Below are 13672 nucleotides of genomic sequence, written 5' to 3' on the forward strand. Positions count from 1 at the left end.
AAATATTCATTTCAACAGCTGTAAGCTCTTCGGGCGATAATGAGGTAAAAATAGGTTTGTACGGCGATGGCGATGCCGTGGAAGATGAATCTGTTCATGAATTTAAATTGTACTGTCTTGATAAAAATTCAGGCAAAATCATCTGGGAAAAACTGGCCACCAAACGCGTTCCCAAAGTAAAACGTCATACAAAAGCGTCGCACGCCGATGGTTCACCTGCAACGGATGGAAAGCACGTGGTTGTATTCTTTGGCTCAAACGGCTTATTCTGTTACACCATGGATGGTGAACTGGCCTGGCAAAAGGATTTCGAAAAAATGAATGCAGGACCTTACAATGCTCCTGAACTGGAATGGGGATTTTCAAGTTCTCCGATAATTCATAACGATAAAGTCATCGTTCAATGCGATTATTTAGGCGATTGTTTTTTGGCTGCCTACGATGTAAATACCGGAGAAGAAATCTGGAAGACACCCCGTGAGGAAGTTTCAACCTGGAGCTCTCCAACGGTGTTTGAGAAAGATGGAAAAACACAGGTGGTGGTAAACGGCTGGAAACATATGGGAGGGTATGATTTTGAAACCGGAGAAGAAATTTGGAAAATGAGCGGTGGGGGCGATGTTCCTACACCAACACCGGTGATTGCCAACGATTTGATATTTATTAATAACGCACATGGCCGCTATTCGCCAATTTATGCCGTTAAAACCGATGCAACCGGCGACATAACACTCGGGGAAAATGAAACAGAGAACGAAAGTATAGTCTGGAGTATAAAACGTGGTGGCGCGTATATGCAAACTCCACTTATTTATGACGGCTATTTATACAATCTACAGGGAAATGGTTCGCTAAGTGTGTTTAAAGCAAGCACCGGCGAGTTGATGTATAAAGAGAGCCTTGGATCGGTTGGTGGTTTTACGGCTTCGGGGGTAGCCGCTAACGGGCAGGTGTATTTGTGTTCCGAACAGGGGGATGTATTTGTTGTTAGGGCAGGGCCGGAGTTTGAGATTCTGCAACACAATAAAATGAATGACGTGCTTATGGCATCACCTGCAATAAATGGCGTTATTTTGTATTTCAGAACACAAAAGTCGGTGATCGCCATAGGAAACGAATAAGAGGAAGTCTTTTCCGATTGAGGTTACGGTGTATTATTCCCGGTAAGGCCAATTAATATGCTTATATAAAAATTTCGTGGATTTCCCGGATAATAATAGCGGGGAGGATTGCCGCCAAATGATGGAGCATTAACGGCCAGCATTGAGGCATAATGAATATCAAATATATTTTGAACGCCTCCGCGTATATCAAACTTAAAGTTATCCTTTTTTCCCTCGTACCTGATTTCGGCATTGGTTAATCCAAAGGCATCGGAGAAAGTAGAATTGGCATCATCAACAGGCATTTCTCCGTTATAGCGGTACCATCCGTTTATCGATAGATTTTTAACAGGTATCAGTTTGGTGCCAAAACTAAAAGTTTCTTTTGTAGTTCCGGGAAGAATATTGCCGGAATAATCGTTTCCTAAATTCACAAAATCGTTAAAATGATAGTTCGCCAGTGTGGCACTTCCGTATAGGGTTAGTAAGGGATTTCTATTGTGTGTAATGGTTACCCAGGTAAATTCGGTTTCAAAACCCGGATGTACCGATTGGCCGGCATTAACGCCTACGTAGGCATCTTCGCCGGTGCGGTGCGCCACAAGCAGATTGTCGATATAAATGCGGTAGTAGCTTGTTGAAAGTTTAAACCGGTTGGTAATCTGGGTTCTGAATCCGGTTTCAAAACTCCATCCCGATTCCGGTTTTATATCAGGATTAATGCTGCCTTCGGGCATCAACGTTTCTTCGAAGCTTGGCGTTGAAAATCCGTGACTGACATTTGCAAAAACGGAATTCTCGTGATTCAGAAGAACATTAACACCCAAACGAGGCGACAAAACCGGTTTGTAATTTCGGTTGCCCGACTGGTCGCCATTTTCGGTAAAATGATCGGTGTATTTAAAACGTGTGAGGTTACCATTCAGCCCGGCAGAAATAAAAACGCGCTCTTTAATATTTGATTCCAGCTGAACAAAGAGATTCTCGTATTGCCGTTTTTCCCTGTTATCCGAAAGCAGCTGGTCGTTATCGTTGTTAAAAGTCTGCCAGTCGTAGGTTTCGCGGAACATTTCAGCTCCGGTTGTCATTACCAGACGAAACTCTTCGGTGGCAATAACTTTTTGAATGTAAGCACGCCAGCCGATATAATCTGATGACTCTTTTAGTCGATTAAACGGACGCAATTCATCCAACTCGCGGATGCTTCCGAAAACGCCAACTGATATTTTGCCATCATTAAGCGTAAAACGGTTAAACGAAGCGCCAAACTGCGAGTTCGTATATTCTTCAAATCCTTTTATTGAAGCCCAGTTTTGTGCCGCACTTTCCGGATTGTTTTCATAGGTATCCAAATCGAGCGAACTCGGTATATAACCTTTCATTTTTGTGGCTTTTACCAAAAACTGAAGGTTCGATTTATCTGAGAAATTGTAAATCGAATTAATGAGCAGGTTACCCCGGTTTGTCGAATTGTTTTCGCGGTAGCCATCGCTCGACAGCAAAGCTCCAAGTGTGTAAATTTGTAACTTATTTGCACTAACTCCGGCCGACAGCGTGTTTTTAAACGTTCCGAACGAAGCCACTGTAGTTTTGTTCTGAACAAAATCCTTCACAACCGTTTTTGGATGAAAGAGCAACACGCCGGCAAGCCCGGCACCGTATAAGCTCGATGAAGGGCCTTTGATTACTTCAACGCGTTGAATAGCAGAGTTCTCTAGGTCTTCCAGCACAGTTTCACCATCGCCGGTAGTTAATGGTATTTCGCCAAAGTAAGCCTTTATTTTGTTGGTTCCATATGGTGTGCGCGAGCCAATTCCGCGAATAGTTAAACGGTTGGTATTAAATGTACCATGGTGCATCAAAATACCGGGAATGCGGTTCAGTGCATCGATGGGCGTAAGTGCATCACCCGACTCCAGTTGTTCGGGTTGCAGCAAATTAACCGGTGCCGGTGTATTAAAAATATTGTACGGCGAACGAAATGCGGTAATGGTAATTTCCTCAATCTGGTCACTAAGTGGTGTTGTATCCTGCCGGGTGGATGGTAATTGCGCATACAGCACCGCTGAAGGAATAAATCCGGAAATGATCAAAAAGATCAGAAATGTACACCATCTCGTTTTCATCACACGCTTTTTTTGTTCTCAAACCAAAGTTAACAAAAAGTAAGCAATATTTTAGGCCGTAAAAATGTGTGAAAACGAAATGGTGATATTTGCGTCTTTTCTGGTTATTCGCTTCGTTTAAACGCTTATCTTTTTTAAACCCAATAGAAAATCTTCTTTAATGCTGGCGCCCAGTCCCGGTGTTTCGGTAATTGTAATTTTGCCTTTCTCTCCATAAAGAATACCTCCTTCAACCGGATCTTCTTCCATCATTAGCGGCGTATCAAAATCGTAATAAACAATATTCTTTGACGAAAGAGCAAAATGGGCTGCTGCCGTAAATCCCAATCGTGTTTCGAGGAAACCGCCAACCTGAATTTCCATTTTTGCAGCCTTGGCAAATTCCACAATTTTCAGTGCTTTAAAAATACCGCCCGATTTACTCAGTTTAATATTAATCAGGTCGCAGGCATACAAATCGATCAGTCGTTTTGCGTCGATGTGATCGCAGCAGGTTTCGTCGGCCATAATAGGAATAGGGCTGAATCGTCTGATTTCAGGCAGGGCCATGTAATCCCAACGCGGAATGGGCTCCTCGCAATGTTGTATTTTGTAAGGAGTTAACGCCTTTAAAATGTCCAGTGCTTCTTCGGTTTTCCATCCCTGGTTGGCATCTATACGGATCGGGATTTTCGGGCCAATTGCTTCACGTATTTTTTTTATGCTTTCCACATCCTGTTCTTTCGAGTGGCCAAGCTTTACTTTTATAATCTCAAAGCCATTGTCGACAATACGTTTGGCATCGGTAGCCATTTTTTCAGGATTGGTAAGACTTACCGTATAATCAATTTGTATTTCCTTGTTATTTTGTCCACCAAGGAATTGATAAAGTGGCACACCGGCCTTTTGTGCTGAGATGTCATACAACGCCATATCAAAGGCACTTTTTATGCTTGAATTACCATAAATAGTTTTGTCCATTGCGTGGGTGCATGCCTCAATGTCTTCCGGGTTTTTCCCTTTTAAAACCTGGGCCAGATATTGTCCTACAATAAAACAGGTTTCCATGCTTTCGCCGTTAATGGTCATAAACGGACTGCATTCGCCAAAGCCTGTAATACCTTGGTTTGTGTGAATAACAACGATCACATTTTGGGCGTGATACATGGGGCCTAATGAAATAACAAAAGGTTCTTTTAATTTGATGGGAGATTGGTAGATATCAATCTTGTCGATTAGATGTTTCATTGTAAAAGTGCAGTTTTTTACAAAGTTGATAAATCTTTTTAATGAATTTGTATGACAAATGATATAATTTGACCGATTAACAAAATAATTAAGATTGAATGATGCTGATCAGCGAATAAAAAGGGGAGACCACAGAAAATAAAAAAGCCCGTCAGAAAAGCTGACGGGCAGGTAGTTTTAGACTATAGATTTTTTAATCTAAACTTGTTAAAAACGCATCGCGCTCCTTCAGGAATTCGGATAAACGCTCAATAGGGTCGCGTGTTATCGCAACTCTTCCCGAGCGGATAAACTGCATTACCTTAAACTGGTTTAATTCTTCGAACAGCGCTTGTGTATCTTCCTTATGACCGGTTTTTTCAATTACCACATAGTCTTTGGTAATTTCCAGAATACGGGCGCCTGCTTTACGCACGATCTTTTCAATGGTATCACTCTCGTAAATCGGCTCTATTGGAACTTTATACAAAGCAATTTCCTGGAAGATCATTTCATCGTTGGTGTGATAAAAAGCTTTTAATACATCAATTTGCTTTTCAATCTGGCTAACCAGTTTTATCGCCATAGCTTCGGTACAGTGCACCACTATAGTAAATTTGAAAATGCCATGCAATGCCGACTCTGATACGGTAAGGCTGTCGATATTTGTTTTTCTGCGTGTGAAAACGTTTGTGATCCTGGTTAAAAGACCAATGTGGTTTTCAGAATAAACTGTAAGGATATATTCTTTTTTCATTGTTTTACTTTTTTTCGTTATTCAAGTTACGAATTTAAGGCTCTAAAATTACATCGGAAACTGATGCACCCGTTGGAACCATCGGGAACACATTGTCTTCTTTCTCAATTTTCACCTCCAGTAAATAAGGACCATCATGGTCGAGCATTTTTTGGATACTTGCATCCAGATCCTCGCGTTTGTCAACGGTGTGGCCGTTAATACCAAATCCTTTACCGATGGTAATAAAATCAGGATTATGCAATTCGGTAAATGAATAGCGTTTATCGAAGAATAGTTGTTGCCATTGCCTTACCATTCCCAGGAAGTTGTTATTCAGCAACATGATTTTTACCGGCAACTTGTTCTGTGCAATTGTTCCCAGTTCCTGAATTGTCATTTGGAAACCACCGTCGCCAACCACTCCAACCACAGTACGTTCTGGTGCTCCAAGTTGCGCTCCCATGGCAGCAGGCAAACAAAATCCCATTGTTCCCAAACCTCCTGAGGTTACGTTGCTTCGTGATTTTTTGAATCCGAAATAACGCTGGGCGATCATTTGGTGCTGACCAACATCGGTAACAAGAATAGCCTCGTTATTCGTTTTTTCAGAAACTATTCTGATGGCTTCTCCCATCGTTAAACCTTGTTTTGTTGGATAAAGGTCTTTCTGAATAACCTTTTCGTTTTCAATGGCATCGCATTTTTTAAATTCGTTATGCCAGCTTTCGTGTGTATTGGGATTTACATTGTCGATAAGCATTTTTAATGCTTTTTTGGCATCGCCCAATACAGCCACGTCTGTTTTAACGATCTTATCAATTTCAGCCGGATCTATCTCAATGTGAATGATCTTGGCCTTTTTGGCGTATTCGCTAACCTTGCCGGTAACACGGTCGTCAAAACGCATTCCCACAGCAATAATCAGGTCGGCTTCGTTGGTGAGTTTATTTGGCCCATAGTTTCCGTGCATACCCAACATACCAACATTTAGTCGATGGTCGGTTGGCAGCGCAGAAAGACCCAATAAAGTCCAGGCTGCAGGAATTCCGGTTTTTTCGATAAAAGCTTTTACTTCTTCTTCGGCATTGCTGAGAATAATTCCCTGGCCAACCAACAGCATTGGTTTTTTAGCTTCGTTTATTAACTCGGCAGCAGCTTTTATCTGGTGTGGATCAATATTGGTTTCCGGCACATAACTGCGAATTTTTTTACATTTCTCGTATTTGTATTCCAGTTCGCCAAATTGTGCATCTTTAGTTACATCAATTAAAACCGGACCCGGTCGACCTGTTGTGGAAATATAAAATGCCTGTGCCATTACTTCAGGAATTTCTTCCGGAGTAGTTATCTGGTAATTCCATTTGGTAACTGGTATTGACATACCCACAATGTCCGATTCCTGGAAAGCATCGGTTCCCAGCAGTGGCGCGGCTACTTGTCCGGTAATACATACAAGCGGAGTTGAATCGATCATTGCATCGGCGATCCCTGTCATCAGGTTAGTGGCACCAGGGCCTGAGGTTGCGAAAACAATTCCAGGTTTGCCGGTGACGCGGGCATAGCCCTGGGCTCCATGAATGGCTCCCTGTTCGTGGCGGGTTAAAATATGTTTTACCTCTTTGTCAAAATCATACAACGCATCGTAAACGGGCATAATTGCACCGCCTGGATACCCAAAAATGGTATCCACCCCTTCTTCCATAAGCGACAGGATCAATGCTTGTGAACCGGTAACTTTTTTTGCTGTCATATTGTCTATTTTTTAGGCCGGCGCTGTGAACCGGCTATCTGTTTGTTCTTTGTTTTATTCTTTCTATCTCAATTAGTCTATTAATCTTACTGCGCCCATATCGGCCGATGAAACAAGGCTTGCATAAGCTTTTAGCGCTTTCGATACATTACGAACCCGATTTGCAGGTTTCCATGCTTTTGCTCCTTTGGCCTCTTCTTCGTCGCGGCGTTTTTGCAATTCTTCATCAGAAATTACCAGGTTAATAGAACGCTCTGTAATATCGATCGCAATTTTATCGTTGTTGCGAATTAGTGCAATTGCACCGCCACCTGCGGCTTCTGGTGAAACGTGCCCGATAGACAATCCCGAAGTTCCTCCCGAGAAACGTCCGTCGGTAATCAGTGCACAGTGTTTATCCAGTTGCATCGATTTCAGGTACGAAGTAGGGTAGAGCATTTCCTGCATGCCCGGTCCTCCTTTTGGTCCTTCGTAACGAATTATAATCACATCTCCTTTTTGAACGTCATCGCCAAGAATGCCGTTAACTGCATCATCCTGAGAATCGAAAACTTTTGCTGTTCCGGTGAACTTGAAGATCGATGGATCAACACCTGCAGTTTTTACAATACATCCTTTTTCGGCGATGTTACCAAACAGAACAGCTAATCCGCCGTCTTTGTTGTAAGCATTTTCAAAATCGCGTATACAGCCGTTGGCACGGTCATCGTCCAGTTCTTTGTAAAAGCTTTGCTGTGATCCCATAACCAGGTTTCTACCTCCGCCCGGTGCCGATTTAAAACGGTTAATAGCATCTTCGGTAACGGTATCTCGTTTGATATCGTATTCGGCAATGGCTTCACCCAAAGTCCTTCCATCGATGCGCGAAACGTTGGTTTCCATTAAACCGCCACGTTCCAGTTCTCCCAAAATAGATAGGATTCCGCCGGCACGGTTTACATCCTGAATATGATAATGACCGTTAGGCGCAACTTTACACAAGTTAGGTGTAATGCGCGAAAGCTCGTTAATATCGTTCATGGTAAAGCTTACTTCGGCTTCGTGCGCAATGGCCAGCAGGTGAAGCACCGTGTTGGTTGATCCTCCCATGGCAATATCGAGTTTCATGGCATTTAAGAATGCATCGCGCGAACCGATACTTCTTGGAAGTACCGAATCGTCGCCTTCGAAATAATAAGCTTTTGTTGCTGCTATAATCTTTTGTGCAGCTTCTTCAAAAAGTTTTTTTCTGTTGGCGTGTGTGGCTACAATTGTTCCGTTTCCGGGAAGTGCCAAACCAATCGCTTCGGCCAGACAGTTCATCGAGTTTGCAGTGAACATTCCCGAGCACGATCCGCAGGTAGGACAAGCGTTTTCTTCTACCTTTTGAACATACGAATCTTCAATTGTTGTATCGGCAGCCATAACCATGGCGTCAACAAGGTCAAGGAATTTATCGTCAACTTCGCCGGCTTCCATTGGTCCGCCCGAAACAAATACTGCCGGAATATTCAGTCGCATAGCGGCCATCATCATTCCCGGAGTAATTTTATCGCAGTTCGAAATACAAACCATTGCATCCACTTTGTGCGCATTACACATGTATTCTACACTGTCGGCAATCACATCACGCGAGGGAAGCGAATATAACATCCCATCGTGGCCCATTGCGATACCATCGTCGATGGCAATGGTGTTAAATTCAGCAGCAAAATAGCCTTCTTTTTCGATTAAACTTTTTACATACTGGCCAATTTCGTGTAAATGAACATGCCCCGGAACAAATTGTGTGAACGAGTTAACAATTGCAATCAACGGTTTCCCAAAGTGTTCTTCTTTCATTCCGTTAGCTCTCCAAAGGCTGCGTGCCCCGGCCATTCTTCGGCCCTGCGTGGTTGTGTTGCTTCGTAATGTGTTATGCATACTTTTTTGTCTTTTTCTGTCTGTAATAACATTAAAAAAGCCTTTCTCTGTTTTGAGAAAGGCTTATAAATATCTTTAGTATCTATACAAATTAATGGCCTTTCTCAGTGTTTCCAAGAATGACAACGAGTAGGACAATAATATTGATAGATAAAATTTTCATTTGCTTTTGTAATGTAGAAGCAAATGTAAAAATTATAATTTATTATCAAAACGAATTGAAATCAAAATCTCGAAATTTGAACGAATTTTAAAGATATTTGAAGATTTACTTCTGAATTGTAATTGTTTTCGCTGTAAATCTATCAATTTTTCCCGCAAATTTAAGAAGTGTATTTTGAATGATTTTATTAATTTCAGGCTTTGCAATAAACGCGATCATAAAACTAACAATGAGCCTACAGTACCATTTAATATACTTTGTCGGTTTGCTATTTCTATTCTCCTGTGTGTCAAAACCCAATGGGGAATTTTCAAAGAATAATAATCCGGTAAAAATATATCCCGACTACACTGAAGTTATTATTCCGGTTAATATTGCTCCTCTGAATTTTTTAGTAGAAGAAGCGGGAGATGCTTATTATCTGTCTATTTCGGGAGAAAAGGCAGGGAGTATAGGCGTTTCATCGCGGGATGGTCAATTTCGAATTTCAGAAAAGAAATGGAAAAAACTTCTTGGAGAAAACCTGGGAGCGAAAATCAGCTATCAAATTTCAGTAAAAAAGGAGGGCAAGTGGATTCAGTATCCTGCTTTCAACAATACCGTTTCTTCCGAAAAAGTTGATCCGTTTTTGTACTACCGTTTGTTATATCCGGGGTATGAAAGCTGGACCGAACTGAGCATAGTACAACGAAGCCTCGAGAATTTTAAGGAAAAGACGGTGATCCAAAATAATGTTGTGGGGCAAAACTGTGTTAACTGCCATGCTTTTAATAACCAAAATACGGATGATTTTATGTTCCACATGCGCGGTAATTTGGGTGGGACTTATTTTGTTGAAGATGGAGATTTGAAAAAAGTGAACCTGAAAACCAAGGAAATGAATAACGGGGCAGTATATCCGCGCTGGCATCCGTCGGGGAAATATGTTGCTTTTTCATCCAATAAAGTGGTTCAGCAGTTTCATGCCATGGAAAACAAAAAAATCGAAGTTTCAGATTTAAATTCTTCACTGGTGCTGTACGATGTTGATGAAAATGAAATAATGCAGGTGCCTGTTGATCCGGAAAAACAATTTATGGATACTTATCCGGAGTGGTCGGCTGACGGCCGGTTTTTATATTTCTGTCGGGCTGCTCAAATTGCTGAGAATTACGATTACCGGGATATAAAGTATGATTTGTACCGGGTTGCGTTTGATCCGGAACAGCGCAAATTTTCGGAACCTGAGTTGGTTTTCGACGCCGCAACTTTGGGGAAGAGCGTTTCTTTTCCACGGATAGCACCGGCCGGAAACGTGTTGATCTTTACCTTACACGACTATGGTTGTTTTTCGATCTGGCACAAAGAGGCTGATCTGTATTCAATTGACCTGGGGAATTTGCAGGTGGAAAAATGTGGAAACAACAGCGATTTTACCGAGAGTTACCACAGCTGGTCGTCGAATAGTAAATGGTTGGTATTTAGCAGTAAACGTGGCGATGGTCTTACAGCCCGCCCGTATATTTCGTTTGTTGATGAAAACGGTGTGACAAGCAAACCTTTTGTGTTGCCGCAGAAAGATCCCGGATTTTACAGGGAATATGTAAAAACATTTAATATCCCTGAATTTGCCAAAACGGATGTTGAACTTACTCCGGGCGAAATTCGTGAAGCTGCCGGAAAAGAAGCCATAGAAGCGCAATGGGCAACTAACTAAACCAATTGAAATGAATTCAGTTCCAAATAAAACCAAAACAATTACCCGCTTTTTTCCTGCAGTGTTACTATTTCTGTTCGCCACAGTATTTCTGTACCGTTTTACCGACTATATTTTCTTTTACCAGGAGAAATCATCCTTATTTCAAACCGGTTTTTCTTTTCTGCAACAACATTTAGAGAGGCCGGGAGGTTTCCTGGAGTACCTGGGGAAGTTGCAAATTGCCTTCTATTATTATCCTTTGGTCGGTGCTTTGATTGTGAGTGCCCAGCTATTACTAATTGTTTGGTTAATTTCCGGAATAGGGAAAAAATTAGGTGCAGAAAATTTCCTGTTTCTGCCATTTTTAATGGGAGCCCTATTATTTTATCTGCAAACCAATTACCAGTATCAGGCAATAAATAACCTTGGAATTTTAGTTCAGCTACTTTTATTTGTTGGATTAATTCAGAGCGATCCCAAATATGATTGGTGGGTGGTAATTCTGCTACCTGTTATATACTTTCTGTTTGGTAGTTTCTCTTTTCTGCTGCTCGGTTTATCAACTATATACTTCTTATTACAAAAAAGTTGGGTGAAGCTCGTTTTGAGTTGGTTCAATCTTGCAGTTTTCTTTTGGATCGGCAAGGAATTTTTGTTTTTCTATACCACTGAGTCACTTCTGGTGTTTCCGTTTTCGGTTACCACTATCGGGGGACAGGTTGTTCTATTCGGTTTGGTGATTTTATTATTGCTGTTCGTACCTGTATTTGCCAAAATAAGAATTAATCTAATCGAGCGGATAAAAATCAGACAATTAAAATTGGCCATGTTTTCTCCGTATTTGATTTTGGCTTTGCTCGCTGTGGTTGCTTTTCAGAATATTGATGAGAAGAGTAAACACTACTTTCATGCCGAGAAATTATTTTACGAGCAAAAATATGATGAGCTGATTCGTTATAATTATGACCAGCCTACCAACAACAAACTAACGCTGTTTTTAAATAATGTGGCTTTGGCCGAAACCGGATGTTTGGCTGATTCTTTTTTTAAATTCAGGCAAAGTGAGGATGGAAGTACGCTGTTTTTGAAATGGCAAAATATTAATCAGTTTATACGATTAGGCGGATATTACTATTATGCCATTGGTGTGATAAACGAGGCGCAGCGTTGGGCATACGAATACACGGTAATATATGGCTACACGCCAGAGACACTAAAAATGCTGATTAAAACCGAACTTATAAAAGGCAATTACGAAACAGCTGAAAAATACATCTCGATTCTTGACCGATCGTTGTTTTATAAGAATGAGGCACGCCATTTCAGAAAATTTCTGAACGATAATGCTGCCGTTTGGAGCGACAAGGAATTGGGAAAAAAGAAGCAACAGGATAGTAAACCCGATTTTTTTGTAAAAAGCGATATGCCCTGGTTAAACCTGCTGCCTGTATTAGATGCTGATTCGAATAATCCGGTAGCGTTGCAGTACGAACTGTCGTGGCTGATGCTGCAGAAAGATATGAAAGGAATTGTAGAATTGTTGCCGGCCCTGGAAAATGCGGGCTTGAAAAAGATACCTAAAAATGTTGAAGAAGCTGTTGTAACTTACAAATTATTGCGGGTGGGAGAGATGCCTGAGTTAAAACAGTTGCATATTGATCCTGAAACCGAACAGCGATTTCAACGGTATTACCAAATATATCAGCAAACCCGGTCGAACAAAAGAAAAGCTCAAATTGCGCTTCGTGATTTTGCTGATACATACTGGTATTATGTTTTTTTCAATTAACGGTTTGATTTGCCTTACCTGAATTTTATTGAATCTTGTGAAATTATTTCGATTTTAAGAGCTCATCATTGTTTTTAAATAACAACATAAAGGCAACGACCAACACAACAGAACTTAGTGTGGATATTCCCCAGATTGCATTCCAGTTATAGCCTGCATCGCTTTTAAAATTGGCTATTAATTCGCTGCAGATAAAGTTCCCAACCAAAAGACCGGCGCCAAATGTTACCAGGAAAATAAAACCCTGTGCCTGCGATCTTAATTCGGCAGGTGCTTTTTTATCGATGTAAATCTGGCCGCCAACATAAAAGAATCCAAATATCAGTCCGTGAATCAATATTCCGATATAATACATCCAGCTTTGGTTGATAGTACCTCCTGCATAGAACGAAAAGTAGCGCACAGTTAAGGCAAGCAGACCAAAGATCATCACTTTTCGTAAGCCAAACTTTTTAATGGCCGGAGGAACCAACAGTAAAAATCCCATTTCGGCCAGCACGCCCCAGTTCATTGTAACTGAAATGTATTTGGTGTTGATGTTCAACAAAAACTCGGAAAAGAACGAGTAATACATCGCAAATGGAATTAGCGACAGAAAAGAGAAAATAATAAATAGGGCAAAGTTTTTATCGCGCATTAACTCAACTGTTCGCAATCCAAAAGCATCAATTATCGAACCTTTTTTGCCTTTCGCCGGAGGTGGAGTATTGGGCAATGTAAGATTAATAAAAACGGCTATTATACTTACACCAGCGCCGCAATAAAACGGAATGTTTGTACCGTCGAAATCAAGTCCCAAAAAGCGAATAAAAATTACACTAAAAATACCGGATGCCACCCAGCCAATAGAGCCAAACACCCTTATTTTTGGGAACTGTTCAGACGGAAGGTGCGCCATTGCAATAGAACTGGTTAAACTCCAGCTGGGCATGTAGCCCAACATGGCAATAAGCAGGAATATAAAAAGTAAATCGGGCTGATTTGTGGTTCCGGCAAGCAATAACATTGTGGCATTCAGCAAGTTTAACGAGGCCAGTACTTTTTGTCCGGGGAAAAAACGATCAGCAAGCATACCAATAACCGGCGACACAAGGCAGCCGATAGCCATTGAACTTAATATCATCGATTTTTCGAAACTGCTAACATCGAGGTTGGTTAAATAAGCAGCAAGAGGAACCCACCATACAGCATACATCATGTATTGGAGGAGCATCAT

9 protein-coding genes are annotated in these 13672 nt (G+C 41.3%); 3 read left to right on the plus strand and 6 right to left on the minus strand.

Annotated features, from left to right (window positions below; genetic code table 11):
• Positions 1 to 1121 (plus strand): PQQ-binding-like beta-propeller repeat protein (locus ABZB17_RS12770; protein WP_372650736.1); only part of this gene is annotated, 1121 nt, incomplete at its 5' end.
• A gap of 23 nt (positions 1122 to 1144) precedes the next feature.
• Here the strand turns inward: ABZB17_RS12770 and ABZB17_RS12775 are convergent.
• From ABZB17_RS12775 to ilvD, 5 genes are all read right to left on the minus strand, one after another.
• Positions 1145 to 3229, minus strand: a complete 2085-nt coding sequence (locus tag ABZB17_RS12775) for a TonB-dependent receptor family protein (protein WP_372650737.1) — start codon at positions 3227 to 3229, stop codon at positions 1145 to 1147.
• A gap of 117 nt (positions 3230 to 3346) precedes the next feature.
• Entirely contained in the window at positions 3347 to 4456 is a 1110-nt protein-coding gene (locus tag ABZB17_RS12780; protein WP_372650738.1) for a mandelate racemase/muconate lactonizing enzyme family protein, read from the minus strand.
• 193 nt (positions 4457 to 4649) lie between these two features.
• Entirely contained in the window at positions 4650 to 5192 is a 543-nt protein-coding gene (gene ilvN, locus ABZB17_RS12785; RefSeq protein ID WP_045033422.1) for an acetolactate synthase small subunit, read from the minus strand.
• 34 nt (positions 5193 to 5226) lie between these two features.
• On the minus strand, positions 5227 to 6924 hold the full coding sequence (ilvB, locus tag ABZB17_RS12790; protein ID WP_372650739.1) for a biosynthetic-type acetolactate synthase large subunit: 1698 nt from the start codon (positions 6922 to 6924) through the stop codon (positions 5227 to 5229).
• Positions 6925 to 6996: 72 nt separating this feature from the next.
• Positions 6997 to 8826 (minus strand): dihydroxy-acid dehydratase, encoded by a 1830-nt coding sequence (gene ilvD / locus ABZB17_RS12795; RefSeq protein ID WP_372650740.1) that lies wholly within the window; start codon positions 8824 to 8826, stop codon positions 6997 to 6999.
• A gap of 392 nt (positions 8827 to 9218) precedes the next feature.
• Between ilvD and ABZB17_RS12800 the strand changes: the two genes are divergently transcribed.
• Together ABZB17_RS12800 and ABZB17_RS12805 are read left to right on the plus strand one after the other, a co-directional pair.
• Entirely contained in the window at positions 9219 to 10685 is a 1467-nt protein-coding gene (locus tag ABZB17_RS12800) for a TolB family protein (RefSeq protein ID WP_372650741.1), read from the plus strand.
• Between the two features lie 10 nt (positions 10686 to 10695).
• On the plus strand, positions 10696 to 12456 hold the full coding sequence (locus ABZB17_RS12805; RefSeq protein ID WP_372650742.1) for a DUF6057 family protein: 1761 nt from the start codon (positions 10696 to 10698) through the stop codon (positions 12454 to 12456).
• A 43-nt stretch (positions 12457 to 12499) separates the two neighbouring features.
• On the opposite strand, the gene ABZB17_RS12810 is transcribed toward ABZB17_RS12805, so the two are convergent.
• On the minus strand, positions 12500 to 13672 hold a 1173-nt coding region (locus ABZB17_RS12810; RefSeq protein ID WP_372650743.1), incomplete at its 5' end, for an MFS transporter.

It is taken from the genome of Draconibacterium sp. (assembly GCF_041583095.1).
Taxonomy (GTDB): Bacteria; Bacteroidota; Bacteroidia; order Bacteroidales; family Prolixibacteraceae; genus Draconibacterium.

Coding starts and splice junctions, on each gene's coding strand:
- ilvN (WP_045033422.1), bottom strand. CDS start 5,192: ATGAAAAAAGAATATATCCTTACAGTTTATTCTGAAAACCACATTGGT.
- ilvB (WP_372650739.1), bottom strand. CDS start 6,924: ATGACAGCAAAAAAAGTTACCGGTTCACAAGCATTGATCCTGTCGCTT.
- ABZB17_RS12800 (WP_372650741.1), top strand. CDS start 9,219: ATGAGCCTACAGTACCATTTAATATACTTTGTCGGTTTGCTATTTCTA.
- ABZB17_RS12780 (WP_372650738.1), bottom strand. CDS start 4,456: ATGAAACATCTAATCGACAAGATTGATATCTACCAATCTCCCATCAAA.
- ABZB17_RS12805 (WP_372650742.1), top strand. CDS start 10,696: ATGAATTCAGTTCCAAATAAAACCAAAACAATTACCCGCTTTTTTCCT.
- ABZB17_RS12775 (WP_372650737.1), bottom strand. CDS start 3,229: ATGAAAACGAGATGGTGTACATTTCTGATCTTTTTGATCATTTCCGGA.
- ilvD (WP_372650740.1), bottom strand. CDS start 8,826: ATGCATAACACATTACGAAGCAACACAACCACGCAGGGCCGAAGAATG.